At 64.8% G+C, this 15,950-nt stretch carries 15 protein-coding genes; 6 read left to right on the plus strand and 9 right to left on the minus strand.

Annotated features, from left to right (window positions below):
* Positions 1 to 3 precede the first annotated feature (3 nt).
* Positions 4 to 1,383, minus strand: a complete 1,380-nt coding sequence (locus AC3WLF_RS22225; protein ID WP_492358856.1) for an FAD-containing oxidoreductase — start codon at positions 1,381 to 1,383, stop codon at positions 4 to 6.
* A 68-nt stretch (positions 1,384 to 1,451) separates the two neighbouring features.
* On the minus strand, positions 1,452 to 2,369 hold the full coding sequence (locus tag AC3WLF_RS22230; protein WP_492358857.1) for a LysR family transcriptional regulator: 918 nt from the start codon (positions 2,367 to 2,369) through the stop codon (positions 1,452 to 1,454).
* Positions 2,370 to 2,482: 113 nt separating this feature from the next.
* Between AC3WLF_RS22230 and AC3WLF_RS22235 the strand changes: the two genes are divergently transcribed.
* Together AC3WLF_RS22235 and AC3WLF_RS22240 are read left to right on the plus strand one after the other, a co-directional pair.
* Positions 2,483 to 3,232, plus strand: a complete 750-nt coding sequence (locus AC3WLF_RS22235; RefSeq protein ID WP_492319529.1) for an SDR family oxidoreductase — start codon at positions 2,483 to 2,485, stop codon at positions 3,230 to 3,232.
* Between the two features lie 73 nt (positions 3,233 to 3,305).
* Positions 3,306 to 3,629 carry a putative quinol monooxygenase gene (locus AC3WLF_RS22240; RefSeq protein WP_492319528.1) on the plus strand — a complete coding sequence of 108 codons (324 nt, stop codon included), beginning with the start codon at positions 3,306 to 3,308 and terminating at the stop codon, positions 3,627 to 3,629.
* Between the two features lie 12 nt (positions 3,630 to 3,641).
* Here the strand turns inward: AC3WLF_RS22240 and AC3WLF_RS22245 are convergent, their stop codons facing one another.
* Positions 3,642 to 5,087: an efflux transporter outer membrane subunit gene (locus AC3WLF_RS22245; protein ID WP_492358858.1), complete on the minus strand. Its 1,446-nt coding sequence runs from the start codon at positions 5,085 to 5,087 to the stop codon at positions 3,642 to 3,644.
* 95 nt (positions 5,088 to 5,182) lie between these two features.
* Between AC3WLF_RS22245 and AC3WLF_RS22250 the strand changes: the two genes are divergently transcribed.
* The 3 genes from AC3WLF_RS22250 to AC3WLF_RS22260 all read left to right on the plus strand — a co-directional run bounded on the left by AC3WLF_RS22250 (position 5,183) and on the right by AC3WLF_RS22260 (position 10,135).
* Positions 5,183 to 5,800, plus strand: coding sequence for a TetR/AcrR family transcriptional regulator (locus tag AC3WLF_RS22250; protein ID WP_492319526.1), 618 nt, complete (start codon positions 5,183 to 5,185; stop codon positions 5,798 to 5,800).
* A 94-nt stretch (positions 5,801 to 5,894) separates the two neighbouring features.
* Positions 5,895 to 7,019, plus strand: a complete 1,125-nt coding sequence (locus AC3WLF_RS22255) for an efflux RND transporter periplasmic adaptor subunit (RefSeq protein ID WP_492340419.1) — start codon at positions 5,895 to 5,897, stop codon at positions 7,017 to 7,019.
* A complete protein-coding gene (locus AC3WLF_RS22260; protein WP_492358859.1) occupies positions 7,016 to 10,135 on the plus strand; it encodes an efflux RND transporter permease subunit in 3,120 nt (1,039 codons plus the stop codon). Before AC3WLF_RS22255 ends, AC3WLF_RS22260 begins: the two co-directional genes overlap by 4 nt.
* 298 nt (positions 10,136 to 10,433) lie before the next feature.
* On the opposite strand, the gene AC3WLF_RS22265 is transcribed toward AC3WLF_RS22260, so the two are convergent.
* From AC3WLF_RS22265 to AC3WLF_RS22275, 3 genes are all read right to left on the minus strand, one after another.
* On the minus strand, positions 10,434 to 10,907 hold the full coding sequence (locus AC3WLF_RS22265; protein WP_492319523.1) for a MaoC family dehydratase: 474 nt from the start codon (positions 10,905 to 10,907) through the stop codon (positions 10,434 to 10,436).
* Positions 10,908 to 10,972: 65 nt separating this feature from the next.
* A complete protein-coding gene (locus AC3WLF_RS22270) occupies positions 10,973 to 12,160 on the minus strand; it encodes a thiolase family protein (RefSeq protein ID WP_492358860.1) in 1,188 nt (395 codons plus the stop codon).
* Between the two features lie 128 nt (positions 12,161 to 12,288).
* Complete coding sequence (locus AC3WLF_RS22275) at positions 12,289 to 12,777, minus strand: winged helix-turn-helix transcriptional regulator (RefSeq protein ID WP_492319521.1); 489 nt, start codon at positions 12,775 to 12,777, stop codon at positions 12,289 to 12,291.
* A 291-nt stretch (positions 12,778 to 13,068) separates the two neighbouring features.
* On the opposite strand from AC3WLF_RS22275, the gene AC3WLF_RS22280 reads away from it, so the two are divergent.
* Positions 13,069 to 13,845, plus strand: coding sequence for an enoyl-CoA hydratase (locus AC3WLF_RS22280; protein WP_492319520.1), 777 nt, complete (start codon positions 13,069 to 13,071; stop codon positions 13,843 to 13,845).
* Between the two features lie 32 nt (positions 13,846 to 13,877).
* Here AC3WLF_RS22280 and AC3WLF_RS22285 read toward each other — a convergent pair whose 3' ends face one another.
* The 3 genes from AC3WLF_RS22285 to AC3WLF_RS22295 form a co-directional block, all read right to left on the minus strand.
* Positions 13,878 to 14,312, minus strand: a complete 435-nt coding sequence (locus AC3WLF_RS22285; protein ID WP_492351352.1) for a MarR family winged helix-turn-helix transcriptional regulator — start codon at positions 14,310 to 14,312, stop codon at positions 13,878 to 13,880.
* Positions 14,313 to 14,544: 232 nt separating this feature from the next.
* A complete protein-coding gene (locus tag AC3WLF_RS22290; protein ID WP_492319518.1) occupies positions 14,545 to 15,597 on the minus strand; it encodes an alpha/beta fold hydrolase in 1,053 nt (350 codons plus the stop codon).
* Between the two features lie 158 nt (positions 15,598 to 15,755).
* On the minus strand, positions 15,756 to 15,947 hold the full coding sequence (locus AC3WLF_RS22295) for a hypothetical protein (protein WP_492358861.1): 192 nt from the start codon (positions 15,945 to 15,947) through the stop codon (positions 15,756 to 15,758).
* Positions 15,948 to 15,950: the final 3 nt, after the last annotated feature.

A 15,950-nucleotide genomic window follows, 5' to 3' on the forward strand; every position in this document is an offset into this window, starting at 1 on the left:
CACCTAGGCCAGTGGCCGCAGCTCCTGCAGCAGCGTCGGTACCAGTTCCGACACCGTCGGATGGATGTGCATCGCGCGGCTGATGGTGGTATAGGGAGCCTTGGCATACATGATGTCGAGCAGTGAGTGAATCACCTCATCGCCGGTCAAGCCGAGGATCGCGGCGCCCAGGATCATGCGGGTATCGGCGTCGACCACGACCTTCATGAAGCCCTGGCTCTCGCCCTTCTCCACGGCTCGCCCGACGCGGCTCATGGGGCGAGAGCCGACCAGCAGCCTGCGTCCGGATTGCCGGGCTTCTGCTTCCGTCATGCCGGCGCGGCCGAGCGGAGGGTCGATGAACATGGCATAGGCCGCAATGCGGTCCGTCAGCCTGCGGGGATCGTTGTCGAGGAGATTGGCAGCGACGATCTCATAGTCGTTGTATGACGTATGCGTGAAGGCACCGCGGCCATTGCAATCGCCAAGCGCCCAGATGCCAGGGACGTTGGTGCGCAGCTGTTCGTCTACCTGGATATAGCCGCGAGCGTCGGTCTCGACCCCGGCCTGGTCCAGCCCCAGGTCCTCGGTGTTGGGCACGCGCCCCACCGCCAGCAGCAGGTGCGAGCCGTGGACGTCGCGCGCCCCGTCCGAACAATCCAGCCCGACCGCAATGTGATCGCCTTCCCTGCGCGCGCTCAGGCAATTGGCATTGAGCCGGATTTCGATCCCCTCGCGTTCCAGGATCTCCCGCACTGCCTGCGACACATCCTCGTCTTCGCGCTGGATCAGGCGCGGGCCTTTTTCAACAACGGTCACCCTGGCCCCAAAACGGCGGTACATCTGGCCAAACTCGAGGCCAATGTAGCTGCCGCCGACGATGATCAGGTGCTCCGGCAGGAAATCCACCTCCATCATGCTCGAGTTGGTCAGGTACGGTACCTGGTCCAGCCCGTGCATGGGCGGAACCAGGGCCCGGCCGCCGACGTTCACGAAAATCCGGTCGGCTTCCAGCAGTTCGCCGTTGACCCGCACACTGCGCGCGCTTTCGAAGCGAGCGTGCCCCTGATAGACCGTGCCATTCTCCAGCCCGCGCATCCACTGTTCCACACCGTTGCTGGAACGGCCGGAGATCTCGTCCTTGCGTGCCTTCACCTGCTTCATGTCGACCGCGACCGGCCCGCCGATGGTCACGCCGTACTCGGCAGCCCGCCGCGCCAGTTGCGCTGCGTACGCGCTTGCGATGAGGGTCTTGGTGGGAATGCAGCCGGTGTTCACGCAGGTGCCGCCAAAACGCGCGCGCTCGATGACGGCCGTTTTCATACCCGCGCCGGCCAGCCGCGCAGCGAGTGCGGGGCCGGCTTGCCCGGTGCCGATGATGATCGCGTCGAATCCTTGGGCCATCACGATTCTCCTTGCCTGGTACCGCAAAGCCACAAGCTACTTTAGATGGTAGGACGCTGCCCTGCCAGCTACGCGTAGGCGTCGACGCCCCGCACCAGCATCCTGGCCAGCCGGGGCCGTCGCAACTGCTCCAGCCACCATTGCAGCGCGCGGCCTTCGTGATCGCCGCGCCAGCCCACGTAGAGCAGGTTGGGCTCGCGCGGGTCGGCGGTGCGCTTCTCTATCAGTTCGCCGCGCTGCAGCAGCGAGCCGACCCGGTGCCTGGGCAGCCAGCCGATCCCCAGGCCATCGCGCTGCGCCAGGGTCTTGGCTCGCATGCTCGGCACGGCCAGCAGGCGCTGTCCGCCCACCATGCCGTAAGCACGGCCGCCCGTGAGGCGTGATGAATCTGCCACCACCACGGCACGATGGCGGGCGATCTCCTCACGCGTCAATGGTTGGCGGGCGGCCGCCAGCGGATGCCGGGGCGAAACCGCAAACACCCATTCGATCACGCCCAGCTCGAACCACCCCAGGTTAGGGATGGCGGGCGGCTCGTTGGTGGCACCGATGACCAGGTCGGCGCGGCCGTCCCGCAGCGCTTCCCAGGTGCCGGCCAGCACTTCGTGCGTGACGCGCAGCGCCACGCCGGATTCCTGCGCGTCGAACGCATGCATGACGGGCATCAGGGTCTCGAATTCCATCAGCTCGTCGGTCACGATCCACAACCGGTCTTCCCAGCCGTTGGCGACCTGCCGCACGCGTTGTGTGACGCGCGCGACATCCTGCGCGAGCCGGGCGGCTTCTTCTGTGAGCAATTCGCCGGCACGCGTCAGCTGCAGGCGGTAGCGGCGGCGGTCGAACAGGAGTGCGTCGAAGCGCTGCTCCAGCTGCCGCGCGGCGTGCGACACCGTGGACGGCGCCTTGCCCAGCCTGGCCGCCGCGCGCGACAGGCTGCCGGCCTCGCGGATGGCCTCCAGCAGGGCCAGTTCGTCTTCCGACAACATGTGCGACTCCTTCGAACGTGTTCGTCGGATCGATCGTATGGCAAACCGGAGGCCAGCGCCCATACTGCAGTCACGCGATTGTTCAAGTTCAACTTTCCCAACCGGAGGACATCATGAATCGCTTCGAAGGCAAGACCGTTCTGGTCACTGGCGGCAACAGCGGAATCGGCCTGGCGGCTGCCCAGGCATTCGCCCAGGAAGGGGCCCGCGTGGTCATCACCGGCCGCGACGCAGCGGCACTGGAAGTCGCCCGCGCCACGCTCGGCAACGAGGCCATCGCCATCCGCAACGAAACCGGCACCGTGCAGGCCGCGCGTGACCTGGCTCGCCAGCTGACCGACGCCGGCATCCGCCTGGACGCCGTCTTCATCAACGCCGGCATTGCGAGGTTTGCCGCCGTTGCCGATGTGGACGAGGCACTGTGGGACGCCACCTTCAACGCCAACGTGAAGGGCGCGTACTTCCAGATCCAGGCGCTGCTGCCGCTGCTGAACCCGGGCACGTCGATCGTGCTGAACGGCTCGATCAATGCGCGCATCGGCATGCCGATGTCTTCCGTGTATGCCGCCAGCAAGGCAGCACTGATCTCGCTGGCCAGGACCCTGTCGGGTGAGCTGGTCAGCTCGGGCATCCGGGTAAATGTGGTCAGCCCCGGGCCGGTGACGACGCCGCTGTATGGCAAGCTGGGCCTGGAAGCCGACACCCTGTCGGCCACCGCCGCGCAGATCCAGAGCCAGATCCCGCTGGGCCGCTTCGGCCAGCCGGCCGAGATTGCGTCGACGGTGCTGCATCTGTCGGCGCCGGAATCGGCCTTCATCGTTGGTACCGAAATCATCGCCGACGGTGGCATGAGCCAACTGTAAGTCAATGCCTTTGCGGGCCGCGGCGTGAGCGCGGTCCGCGCATGAGGTGGCCCATCCTGCCTGGAGCAGTACCATGAACCAATCCATTGCCTTTATCGTCCATCTGCCGGGCAAGCCCGAGCGGCGCGCCGAGCTCGAGTCAAAACTCCTTGATGTCCTCAACCAGATGTCGAAGGAGCCGGACTTTATCAACACGTATCTGCACCGCTCGCTCGAAGATCCTGACACGCTTGTTCTCTATGAGAACTGGGCCTGCAGCGCGCAGCATTTCAGGGACCACCACCTGAAAGCGTCCTACCGGCGCGAATATGAGGCGGTGCTGGCCGATTTGCTGAAAGCACCACGCACGCTGGAGTTTCTGACGCCAGTGCGCGACTACCAGAAAGCCGGCAACTAGAGCGGTATTGCCCTATAAGGCAGCTGCCGGTTCCCACCCCCCGCCGAGCGCCTTGAACGCCGCCACGGCGGCCCGCGCTGATTCTGTCTGTGCCTGCGCTCTGGCGTCGGACGTCCGCAGAAGACTCTCGTCAGCATGCAAGACCTCAATCAAGCGGACCACGCCTTTCTGGTAGGCGGCAAATGAGGCATTGCGCGCCTGCGTCAGCGAGGTCTCGCCTTGTGCCAGCGTGCCTGCCTGATCTTCACGCTTGATCAGCGCGGAGAAGGCATTTTCGACATCCTCGGTCGCGCGCAGCACAGCCTGACGGTATGCCGCCAGCGCTTCTGCCTCCTGCCCTCGGGCCAGTTCGATCTGTGCATTGATGCGGCCGAAATCAAACAGACGCCAGCGCAGGCCCAGCACGCCTGCTGCCTGGCTTGCGCCCGCGGAAAAGAGGTTCCCGCTGGCTACGGTTGTGGCGCTGCCCAACAGGGCACTGAGCGAGAATTTTGGGTAGTACTCCGCAATGGCTACACCGATTCGTGCGTTCGCCGCCGCCAGCCGGCGCTCCGCGACGATGAGATCGGGCCTGCGTCGCAGCAGATCCGCCGGCGAGCCCGTTCCGGCGAGCTGCGGTGCGGCGGGAATCGCTTCAGGGCCGGCCAGTTCGGCGCGATACGTGCCGGGCGGAACACCAAGCATTACGTCCAGCGCATTCAACGCTGCATCGAGGCCTGTCTCCAGCACCGGGACGGTCGCGCGGACCTGAGCGAGCGCGCCTTCGGCCTGTCGTACCTCCAGTTCGGCTGCAAGCCCTTTGCTGTAAAGCAGGCTCACCGTCGAAAGCAGCTTCTGCTGGGTCTCCACTTGCTGCCTGGCGATGGCAATGCGGGACTGCAGTCCGCGCACGGTGATATAGAAATCCGCAGTTTGGGCGGCCACAGCGAGACGCGTCGCGGTCGCGCCCGCAGTCGATGCCTGGTACTCCGCCAGGGCGGCTTCCCGCCCACGGCGCAGTCCACCGAATACATCCAGTTCCCAGGCTGCGCCGAGATTTGCCTCGTAGCTGTTGCCATATCTGTCAAAGCCGGGCGTTGCATCGAGCAGCTTCCCGAGGGGCGTCTCGATCGACTGATAGTTTCTGGCCGCCTGCGCACTGGCGCTGCCCGAAGGAAGCAAGGCCGCATTGGCCACGCCGAGCCCCGCGCGTGCCTGGGTGACGCGCGCCGACGCTTGCGCCAGGTCCAGGTTCTGATCCAATGCCAATGACACCAGCCGGGTCAGCAGCGGATCGCCAAATCCTTCCCACCACGTGACGAGCTCGGCAGCGGATGACGCATGCCTTTGTTCAACGCCGGACTGGCCCAGGTAGCGGTCGGGGAGCGGGGCGCCCGGTTGTCTGTAGTCGGGGCCGACGGCGCAACCCGTCAATACGCCGACACTCAACAGCAGGGCAAGAAAGCGATGGGTAAGCATGGGGTTCACGGAAGCCAGGGCGAACAGGAATGTGTGACTATATTATAAAATGGTCACTGGTTGTCAACAGCCATCTGGAGCGCTAAGCTCGCTGCATGACCGAAACCACACCCACCGCCCTGCCGTCCCGAGGCCCTGTCGACCACAATGTCCGCTCCCAGATCGTGGCGGCGGCGACCGAGCACTTCAGCCTGTATGGCTATGAGAAGACGACAGTTTCCGACCTGGCCAAGGCGATCGGCTTTTCCAAGGCTTACATCTACAAGTTCTTCGATTCCAAGCAGGCGATCGGAGAAGTGATCTGCGCGAACTGCCTGTGCGCCATCACGGCCGAGGTTGATGCGGCGATTGCAGACGTCCCGACCGCGTCGGAACGTTTGCGGCGCCTGTTCAAGGCCCTGATGGAGGCCAGCGCCCGTCTTTTCTTCCAGGACCGCAAACTCTACGCCATTGCTTCGGCGGCAGCCCAGGAGCGGTGGCAGCCTGTTCTGACCTATGAGGACCACATCAAGCAAGTGGTAATGCGGATTGTTCTGGAAGGACGCAAGTCCGGGGAGTTTGAGCGCAAGACGCCACTGGATGAGACCGCCAAGGGCATCTATCTCGTCATGCGCCCTTACATCGATCCGCTGCTGCTACAGCACAACCTCGATCTCGCTGCGGAGGCCCACGTCCAGCTTTCCAGCCTGATACTGCGCAGCCTTGCTCCTTAAGGTGGTGCACATCGCTAGCGGATTTGCTTGTGACCATTGACTAAATTGGTCACAAGAACAATAATTCAGGTCCAGTCTCGCTTGAGAGGACCTTATGCTTCAGCGCCGCTTTGCCTCATCCGCCGCCGCGTGCGTGTTGCCGCTTGTATTAGCCGCTTGCGGCGATACGGCGCCTCCCGATCCGCGCAGCCAGCCGCCGCTGGTCAGAATCGGGACCGTTCAGGACCCGGCCGCCACGACACGTTCATTCACGGGGACCGTTGCCGCCCGGGTCCAGGGCGATCTGGGCTTTCGTGTCTCTGGCAAAGTGCTGGAGCGGCTGGTCGATACCGGCCAGACCGTCAAGCGCGGCCAGCCGCTCATGCGCATCGACCCGAACGACCTCAAGCTGGCGGCGCACGCCCAGCAGGAGGCCGTCGTCGCCGCGCGGGCGCGGGCCAGGCAAACCGCGGAGGATGAGGCCCGGTATCGCGACCTGGTCGGGTCCGGCGCCGTATCGGCCTCGTCCTATGACCAGATCAAGGCCGCGGCGGAGTCGGCCAGGGCACAGCTCAACGCAGCGGAAGCCCAGGCCGATGTGGCGCGCAATGCAACTGGCTACGCGGTTTTGCTCGCCGACGCCGACGGCGTAGTCGTGGAGACGCTGGCCGATGCCGGCCAAGTCGTCAACGCCGGCCAGGTCGTGGTACGCGTGGCGCATGCCGGCCGCCGCGAAGCCATCGTTCACCTGCCGGAAACGCTCCGGCCCCCCGTGGGCTCCGTAAGCCAGGCGACGCTATACGGCAATGACACATTGACCGTGCCGGCGAAACTCCGGCAGCTTTCCGACTCGGCGGACCGGCTGACCCGCACCTACGAAGCACGGTACGTGCTCGAAGGCACGCTGGCCGAGGCCCCGCTCGGCGCGACCGTTACCCTCCGGATTCCGGAAATCCGCCCGTCGAAGCAAGTCGACCTGCAGGTGCCGATCGGTGCCCTCTTCGACCCGGGCAAAGGCCCTGGCGTGTGGGTGCTGGACGAGAGATCCAATCGCGTCACCTGGCGCCCGGTGAAGGTCCGCGGTTTGGATGACGACGCCGCGCGTGTCGCAGGTGAACTCAGGGTCGGGGACCGGATCGTTGCCCTCGGCGCCCATCTTCTGCGCGACGGCGAGCAGGTTCGCATCGCGGCAAGCGGAACCGGAGCCAGTCCGATTCCTGCTCGTGGAGTGCAGCAATGAGTGGGTTCAACCTTTCGGCACTCGCTGTCCGTGAACGATCTGTCACGCTGTTCCTGATCGTCCTGGTGTCGCTGGCCGGCGTTATCGCCTTCTTCCAGCTGGGCCGGGCGGAAGATCCCGCCTTCACGGTGAAAACCATGACGGTCATCACGGCCTGGCCGGGAGCGACGGCGCAGGAGATGCAGGACCAGGTGGCGGAAAGACTGGAAAAGCGCATGCAGGAACTGCGCTGGTATGACCGCACGGAAACCTACACGCGGCCTGGCCTGGCGTTCACCACAGTGACCCTGCTCGACAGCACACCGCCGTCGGAGGTCCAGGAGGAGTTCTATCAGGCGCGCAAGAAGATTCTGGACGAGTCGGGCAGCTTGCCTGCCGGCGTCATCGGCCCGATCGTCAATGACGAGTATTCGGACGTAACCTTCGCCCTGTTTGCGTTGAAGGCAAAAGGCGAGCCACATCGGGTGCTGGTACGCGACGCCGAAACACTGCGGCAGAGACTTCTGCACGTAGCGGGCGTGAAGAAAGTGAACATCATCGGGGAACAGTCCGAACGCATTTTCGTTTCCTTTTCCCATGATCGCCTGGCCACGTTGGGTATCTCGCCGCAGGACATCTTCACCGCGCTGAACAGCCAGAACGCCCTCACGCCGGCCGGCTCGATCGACACCTCGGGTCCCCGGGTTTTCATTCGCCTCGACGGCGCCTTCGACAAACTGCAGAAGATCCGGGACACGCCAGTGGTGGCGCAGGGCCGGACCCTCAAGCTTTCGGATGTCGCCACGGTTGAACGCGGCTATGAGGATCCGGCGACCTTCCTGATCCGCAACAACGGCGAACCCGCACTGCTGCTGGGCATCGTGATGCGCGACGGCTGGAACGGCCTGGACCTGGGCAAGGCGCTGGATGCGGAAGTGTCAGCAATCAATGAAGCGTTGCCGCTGGGCATGAGCCTGACCAAAGTGACCGACCAGTCCGTCAACATCAGCGCATCGGTCGATGAGTTCATGGTCAAGTTCTTTGTCGCCCTGCTCGTGGTGCTGGCGGTGTGTTTCCTGAGCATGGGCTGGCGCGTCGGTATCGTCGTTGCAGCGGCTGTGCCGCTGACGCTGGCCGCAGTGTTCGTCGTCATGGCGGCCACTGGCAAGAACTTTGACCGCATTACCCTGGGCGCGCTGATCCTTGCGCTGGGCCTGCTGGTGGACGACGCCATCATCGCGATCGAGATGATGGTGGTCAAGATGGAGGAAGGCTACGGCCGCGTTGCCGCCTCCGCCTATGCCTGGAGTCACACTGCCGCGCCGATGCTGTCCGGCACCCTGGTGACGGCGGTGGGCTTCATGCCCAACGGTTTTGCGCGTTCCACCGCCGGCGAATACACCAGCAACATGTTCTGGATCGTGGGCATTGCACTGGTCGTGTCCTGGATCGTCGCCGTCGCCTTCACGCCTTACCTGGGCGTCAAGCTGCTGCCTGAGATCGGCAAGGCCGAAGGCGGCCACGATGCCATCTATGGCACCTTGAACTACAACCGCTTCCGACGTCTGCTAGGGCGCGTCATCCAGCGCAAATGGATCGTGGCCGCCGTCGTGGTGGGCAGCTTTGTGGTGTCCGTGCTGGGCATGGGCTTGGTGAAAAAGCAATTCTTCCCGACTTCCGACCGGCCCGAGGTGCTGGTCGAAGTCCAGATGCCTTATGGCACGTCCATCGCCCAGACCAGCGCGGCAACGTCCAAGGTGGAAGCGTGGCTCGCCAGGCAGGCAGAGGCGAAGATCGTGACGGCCTACATCGGTCAGGGTGCGCCCCGGTTTTATCTCGCCATGTCCCCCGAGCTGCCGGATCCCTCCTTTGCAAAGATCGTGGTGCGGACTGAGAACCAGGACGAACGCGAGGCGCTGAAGCTCAGGCTGCGCCAGGCGGTCGCCGCCGGACTCGCGCCAGAGGCCAGGGTGCGCGTCAACCAACTGGTATTCGGCCCATACTCGCCCTTCCCCGTGGCATTCCGCGTCGCCGGGCCGGACCCGGACAAGCTGCGTGCCATTGCGGCGGACGTGCGCCGGGTGATGGACACCAGCCCACTGATGAGAACCGTCAATACCGACTGGGGACCGCGCGCGCCCGCCTTGCACTTTACGCTCCAGCAGGATCGGCTGCAGGCCGTCGGCCTGACTTCCAGCGGCGTCGCCCAGCAATTGCAGCTTCTCCTCAACGGCCTGCCGGTCACCGAAGTCCGCGAGGACATTCGCTCGGTGCAGGTCCTGGCACGCGCCGCGGGAGACATACGCCTGGACCCGGAGAAGATCTCCGGCTTCACGTTGACCGGTGCGGCAGGACAGCGCATTCCGCTCTCGCAGGTAGGCACCGTCGATGTGCGCATGGAAGACCCGATCCTGCGCCGGCGCGACCGAACGCCTGCCATTACGGTGCGCGGCGACATCGCCGAGGGGCTGCAGCCACCCGACGTGTCCGCGGCCGTCCTGCAGCAACTGCAACCGGTCATCGCCAGGCTGCCGGCCGGCTACCGGATCGAGCAGGCCGGCGCCACCGAGGAATCCGACAAGGCCACCAAGGCCTTGCTGCCACTGTTCCCGATCATGCTTGCGTTGACCTTGCTGATCATCATCCTGCAAGTGCGATCGATCTCGGCCATGGTCATGGTGCTCGCCACCAGCCCGCTGGGACTGATCGGCGTAGTCCCGACCTTGCTGCTGTTCCGGCAGCCATTCGGCATCAACGCCCTGGTCGGTTTGATCGCACTGTCCGGTATCCTGATGCGCAACACGCTGATTCTGATCGGGCAGATCCACCAGAACAAGCGCGCGGGACTGGCGCCGTTCGACGCTGTCGTCGAAGCCACGGTACAACGTGCCCGGCCAGTGATCCTGACCGCGCTGGCGGCTATCCTGGCCTTTATACCGTTGACGCATTCAGTGTTCTGGGGGACGCTGGCTTACACGCTGATCGGCGGCACCTTTGCCGGCACGGTGCTGACGCTGGTGTTCCTGCCAGCGATGTATGCCATCTGGTACCAAATCAGGATGCCTGCCGATGCGAACGAGATGACGCCCGCGGATTTGAACGACAGCGGCGTGAACACGCCCACGGCCGCCACTTGATCCGACAGACACCGGATGCCATGACGGCACGGGTGGTGGAGGCCATGAATGCGTGGGCGGGTCAGCCCGGAAAGCCGTATCCGGCGCGCCGTCAATCTCCAGCGCGCGATCGAGCCGATGACAATGGCCCAGGCGCAAGCCTTCCTGAGCAACGAACACGCCAAGCTGACCCGCATTGCCAAGAGCCTCAAGCTGGCCGGGCAATGCGGTCACCCGCCTGCGCCGCGGCTATGCCCGATCGCCGCGGCGCAAACTGGCATCCCGCCCATGCCCCCCTCCGCACCGAGTACAAGAATCTTCATGACGCATCTGCCTGCGCGGCGGCTGCGGGGCGCCGCCGGACGATCAGGTTGCCGGTGAAAACCTGCACTGGCTCGCCGGCCTGGTTGAAGGTTGTGGTACGCACCTTCACGATGCCCTGGTCGGGGCGCGATTTCGAAATCCGCACTTCCAGTATCTCGCTCTCGATATGCAGTTCATCGCCGGGGCGTACCGGTTTTGGCCAGCGCAGTTCCTCGAAGCCCGCGCCGACAATGCCGCCTGCGGGCCGGAATTCGCCGTCGACCAGCAGGCGCATCGTCAGCGCGGCGGTATGCCAACCGCTCGCCGCCAGTCCACGAAATAGGGTGTCGCGTGCAGCGGCTTCATCGAGGTGGAAAGGCTGCGGGTCGAACTCGGCAGCAAAGGCCTTGATCCGTTCTGGCTCGACGGTCAGCCGCCCCGAACCGTATTTCTGGCCCGGCGCGAGGTCCTCAATGTATTGAATGCTCATTTCTTCTCCAGATAGTTTGCGCTGATCTTTCCGATCCATGCACGCCCGTCACGAGAACAGACGGATCAGGCCAGCGCCTCGAGCGCCAGCGCAATCCCTTGTCCGCCGCCGATGCACAGCGTGACGATGCCGCGCCGTATGCCGTCGGCCCGCATGGCATGCAGCAGCCGCGTCGTCAGCACGGCGCCGGTCGCACCGATCGGATGGCCGTGGGCAATGGCGCCACCGTCGACGTTGATGATGTCGTGCGGCAATCCGAGCTCGGCCGCGACGGCCAGCGGCACCGCGGCAAATGCTTCATTGATCTCGATGCGTTCAATGTCGCCCAGCTCCCAGCCGGCGCGTTGCAGCGCCTGCCGCACCGCCGGGACCGGACCCAGCCCGAACATGCCGGGCTCAACGGCCCCGACACCATAAGCGGCCAATCGTCCCATCGGCTCCAGCCCCCTGGCTTCAGCCACCGAACGTTCGGCCACGATCATGGCCGCTGCGCCGCTGTTGAGCCCGGGCGCATTGCCGGCGGTAATCGTGCCGTCCGGTCGAAAAGCCGGCTTGAGCCGGCCGAGCGTATCGAGGCTGGTATCAGGGCGGTTGGCTTCATCCACGTCGAACATGGCCGTACCGCCCTTCCCTTTGGTCGCCACCCCGGCAATCTGGCCGGTGAATCGCCCGTTCGCCTGCGCCAGCGCGAAATTCCGCTGCGAACGCTCGGCCCAGCGATCCTGGGCCTCGCGGGTCAGGGCGTAGCGGGCGACAAGGTCCTCGGTATGCCATCCGGAGTGCTCACCGGAGAAGGCGTCGAACAGGCCGTCGTGCAGCATGCTGTCGTACAGGACGGAATCGCCCATGCGCTGCCCCCAGCGGCCGGACGGCATCAGATATGGCGCACGGTCCATGTTCTCCATGCCGCCGGCGACAGCGATGTCGACATAACCGAGCCGCACCTCGTCGGCGGCCGTGGCGATCGCCTGCGCTCCCGAGCCGCAGACACGGTTGACGGTCATCGCCGGAACCGAAACCGGCAGCCCTGCCCCGATGGCAGCCTGCCGGGCCGGGTTCATGCGGTTGCCGGCCTGGATCACGTTTCCGAACACCACGCTGCCGACCTCGCCTGGATCGATTCCCGCCCGCGCCACGGTTGCCCGTATCGCCGCGGCGCCGAGATCAGCCGCCGGAACGCCTTTCAATGAGCCGTTATAGGCGCCGATAGCGGTCCGCACCGGCTGGCACAGCACGACATCTCTTGCATGCATCGCATTCTCCCTGCCAAACACCCGGTATCAATCGGCCGCACGCACTACAGTTGAGGCGCCATGCGGTATGCGCCCGGTGGCCGGGCCTTGAAAGTTGCAACAAGAATTGGCCATGCGGGAAATCCGTCTCAGGCTTCGGCCGAGCGGGTCAGCCGCTGGCGCACGCGGTCGCTGGCAGCCGGGCCGGGCGCAAGGTGATAGTCGGCATCGGTGACCGGGCGCCCGTTGGCGGCGTCGACCAGCACAGGCTCCACGCGCACGCCGGTGCGCCGGTTGGCCAACTGCACGCTTTCGCCTTCAGGCGCGAGATGCTTGTTGCCCCAGGCCAGCATCGCCAGCAGCACCTGGCGGAAATCGCGCCCGCGCTCGGTCAGGATGTACTCGGAGCGGGGCGGGCGGTCACAGTACTGGCGACGCTCCAGCATGCCTTCTTCGACAAGCGAGTTCAGGCGACGGGTGAGCATATTGGGTGCGATATCCAGGTTTTGCTGGAACTCGTCGAACCGGGTCACGCCGTAAAAGGCTTCGCGCAGGATCAATACGCTCCAGCTGTCGGCAACGCGGGCCGCGGTGCGTGCGATCGGACACGGCGTTTCACCAAGTGGCTTCCTCTGCATGATTGGCTCCCTCGAAAAACCTACTTGCTATCGATTTGAAAGTCAGTCTAGAGCAGTCACTATCATCATGCAAGTTCGCTTTCCGCTTGTGCTGTATTCCGCGCCTATCAGCACCGCAAGCACGCGTCTGCCCGCACCGTCTGTGTGGAGGACGCTGGCCCAGGTGCTGATTCCGCACGCTGCCCGGCCTCCATCGTTTACTTCGCACGCGAACCATCTATATACTTCGTATGCGAACTTAATCGCGAAGCCTGCACGGCAGGCGTGCAACTCTCACCTGGAGACCGACCAATGACCCCGGAAATCCGCGTTGACCTCACCGGCGGCGTGCTGACCCTTACGCTTGCCCGGACGGACAAGAAGAACGCCTTGACGAACGAGATGTACGGCGCGCTTGCCGACACTATCGAGCAGGCACAGCAGGACCGGCTTATCCGGGTATTGCTGTTGCAGGGGGACGGAGACAGCTTTACCGCCGGCAATGATCTCGGCGAATTCGCGGCGATCGCCTCGGGAAATGGCCCCAGCGAACGTCACGTGCATCGCTTCCTGCGCGCCCTTGCCAATTCGACCGTACCGATTGTCGCCGCGGTCAATGGCAAGGCCGTCGGCGTCGGGACCACCATGCTGCTGCATTGTGATTACGTCGTACTCGGCCAGGATGCGCAACTGATCACGCCTTTCGTCAATCTCGCCCTGGTTCCCGAAGCGGCGTCGAGTTACCTGCTCCCGCTGCGGATCGGACACGCCAGGGCCTTCGAGATGTTCGCGCTGGGCGAGCCGCTTGATGCGCAAACCGCCGTGGCATGGGGCATTGCGAACAAGATTTGCGCCAATGACCAGCTGCGCACGGATGCGCGCCGGATGGCCGAGAAGATTGCCGCCAGGCCGGCGGGCTCCCTGAGCGCAATGAAACAGCTCATGCGCGATGCGGAAAAACTGGTTTCGCAGATGAACAGCGAAAGCGCCAGGTTCGAGGAGCGGCTGGCCAGTGCGGAAGCCCGGGAAGCATTCTCCGCCTTCGCCGAAAAACGCAAACCTGACTTCACCAGGGTTGCCGGGCAGTAAGTCGACTGCCTCGCTTTCCGGCCGCTGCCAGGCTACACCTCGCCCTCGTCCGCGGCCGGAAACTTTGTCTGCAGGCTGGTCAGCCAGCGCGCCACCACGTCGATCTCGGCGGCGGTGAAACCTTCGGTCAGCCTGGCATTCAATGCCTTCATGCTCGCCTTGGAACGCTGGCGCGCCAGGCGCCCTGCCTCCGTCAGCCACAGGCGCGAGGCACGGCCATCGTTCTCGTCCGGCCGGCGCTCGATCAGGCCGGCCCTTTCGGTCCGGTCGGCCAGGCCGCTCATCCCGGGCGCGCCCAGGTCCAGCGCCGCGGCAGCCTCGCTCGTCAGCGCGCCATCGTTGCTGCCCAGGAAGAAAAGCAGTCCGGCCTGGGCTGGTGTCACGCCACCCGCGGCAGTGCGCGTTTGTGACCAGCGCTGCAGGCGCCGCTGGCCCACGTTCAACAGGTAGACGAGGCGATGTTCCATGTCTGGTGCGCCATAAAGGGGGGGATTTTCGTTCGCATGCGAATATTATCATGCGCCGGTGTAGCCCTCAGCGCCCGAGCCGCCCCTGTTTCGTGCCCGCTTCTCCGGGCGCATGGTCCGGGGCATGCCCGACCATGCGCACCGATGGCCTGCGCCGCCCAGCTCCGATGCCAGCGCCGACAGCGTCATGGCAGCCAGTATCAGCAATCTGCGCATTGCGCCCCCGCTTTCGTCAGCGCCTGTCAACGTCGAGCACCGCCTGCGCAAACGCTGTGGGCGCTTCCTGCGGCGGGTTGTGGCCGATCCCCCCGGTCAGGTCCCGGTGCTCGTAGCGGCCCGTGAACTTGCTGGCATAGGCGCTGGGCTCGGGGTGCGGCGCGCCGTTGGCATCGCCTTCCATGGTGATGGTGGGCACGCCGATGGCTGGCGCCGTAGCGAGCCGCTTCTCGAAGTCGTCGAACCTGGCCTCGCCGCTGGCCAACCCCTGCCGCCAGCGATAGTTGTGGATGGTGATTTCCACGTGGTCGGGATTGTCGAAGGCGGCGGCGCTGCGGTTGAACGTCGCATCATCGAACTGCCATTGCGGCGATGCCAGTTTCCAGATCAGCCTGGCGAACTGGTGCGTGTACTTCTGGTAGCCGGCGCGGCCCCGATCGGTGGAGAAATAGAACTGGTACCACCACTGGAGCTCGGCCTCAGGCGGTAGCGGCTGCTTGCCGGCTGCCTGGCTGCCGATCAGGTAGCCGCTGACCGAGACCAGCCCCCTGCAGCGGTCCGGCCAGATCGCCGCCATGATGTCGGCGGTGCGCGCGCCCCAGTCAAAACCGGCCACGACGGCGTTGCGGATATTCAGCGCGTCCATCAGCGCGATCATGTCGGCGGCGATTGCCACGGGCTGGCCGTTGCGCATGGTGTCGGCAGACAGGAAGGACGTCGAGCCAAAGCCACGCAAGTGGGGAATGACCACCCGATAGCCGCGGGCCGCCAGCAGCGGTGCCACGTCGACAAAGCTGTGGATATCGTAGGGCCAGCCGTGCAGCAGCAGCGCGACCGGCCCTGTGGCAGGGCCGGCCTCGGCGTAGCCGATATTGAGCACGCCGGCATTGACGTGCTTGATCGGCGCGAAGCTGGCATGGGTGCCCGGCGTGGTCAAGGGCAGCGCCGGCGCCTTCGACACACCGTTTTGCGCGCGGGCGGCCTGCGGCAGCCCGAACGGCGCGGTGGCCAGCGTCGCTGCCGCTGCACCCAGAAAGCCTCGACGGGGTAAATCGACTGTCTTCGACATCTTCTTCTCCTGTTTGCGTGATCAATGTGAGCACGAGTCTAGGAGGCCATGGCAAGCGGCATGTGTCGGATTTCAGGGGGATTTGTATTGCTGTGTATGGATCCGTGATGGCGACATACGTAGATACAAAGCAGCCCGGTTGAGGACTGGCACACCAGTCAATCGGACTCTCCCTGCGGCACGCCTTGCGGCATTGGCCTATAGCCCTTATCTGGAAGATTGCAATTAGCATTCGCTGCACGAGCGCACGCCACACCGTTGTCGCGCGGGCGCTCCCCCGCATACGCCACCGTGACGCTCCCCGCGATCAGCGCGACAGACAGGAACCGCTTGCACAGACTGATATTCATGGT

Source organism: Cupriavidus sp. FW306-01-F10A, assembly GCF_058782785.1.

Coding starts and splice junctions, on each gene's coding strand:
- AC3WLF_RS22275 (WP_492319521.1), bottom strand. CDS start 12,777: ATGCAGAGGAAGCCACTTGGTGAAACGCCGTGTCCGATCGCACGCACC.
- AC3WLF_RS22245 (WP_492358858.1), bottom strand. CDS start 5,087: ATGCTTACCCATCGCTTTCTTGCCCTGCTGTTGAGTGTCGGCGTATTG.
- AC3WLF_RS22295 (WP_492358861.1), bottom strand. CDS start 15,947: ATGAATATCAGTCTGTGCAAGCGGTTCCTGTCTGTCGCGCTGATCGCG.
- AC3WLF_RS22260 (WP_492358859.1), top strand. CDS start 7,016: ATGAGTGGGTTCAACCTTTCGGCACTCGCTGTCCGTGAACGATCTGTC.
- AC3WLF_RS22280 (WP_492319520.1), top strand. CDS start 13,069: ATGACCCCGGAAATCCGCGTTGACCTCACCGGCGGCGTGCTGACCCTT.
- AC3WLF_RS22225 (WP_492358856.1), bottom strand. CDS start 1,383: ATGGCCCAAGGATTCGACGCGATCATCATCGGCACCGGGCAAGCCGGC.
- AC3WLF_RS22290 (WP_492319518.1), bottom strand. CDS start 15,597: ATGTCGAAGACAGTCGATTTACCCCGTCGAGGCTTTCTGGGTGCAGCG.
- AC3WLF_RS22265 (WP_492319523.1), bottom strand. CDS start 10,907: ATGAGCATTCAATACATTGAGGACCTCGCGCCGGGCCAGAAATACGGT.
- AC3WLF_RS22250 (WP_492319526.1), top strand. CDS start 5,183: ATGACCGAAACCACACCCACCGCCCTGCCGTCCCGAGGCCCTGTCGAC.
- AC3WLF_RS22235 (WP_492319529.1), top strand. CDS start 2,483: ATGAATCGCTTCGAAGGCAAGACCGTTCTGGTCACTGGCGGCAACAGC.
- AC3WLF_RS22230 (WP_492358857.1), bottom strand. CDS start 2,369: ATGTTGTCGGAAGACGAACTGGCCCTGCTGGAGGCCATCCGCGAGGCC.
- AC3WLF_RS22285 (WP_492351352.1), bottom strand. CDS start 14,312: ATGGAACATCGCCTCGTCTACCTGTTGAACGTGGGCCAGCGGCGCCTG.
- AC3WLF_RS22270 (WP_492358860.1), bottom strand. CDS start 12,160: ATGCATGCAAGAGATGTCGTGCTGTGCCAGCCGGTGCGGACCGCTATC.
- AC3WLF_RS22240 (WP_492319528.1), top strand. CDS start 3,306: ATGAACCAATCCATTGCCTTTATCGTCCATCTGCCGGGCAAGCCCGAG.
- AC3WLF_RS22255 (WP_492340419.1), top strand. CDS start 5,895: ATGCTTCAGCGCCGCTTTGCCTCATCCGCCGCCGCGTGCGTGTTGCCG.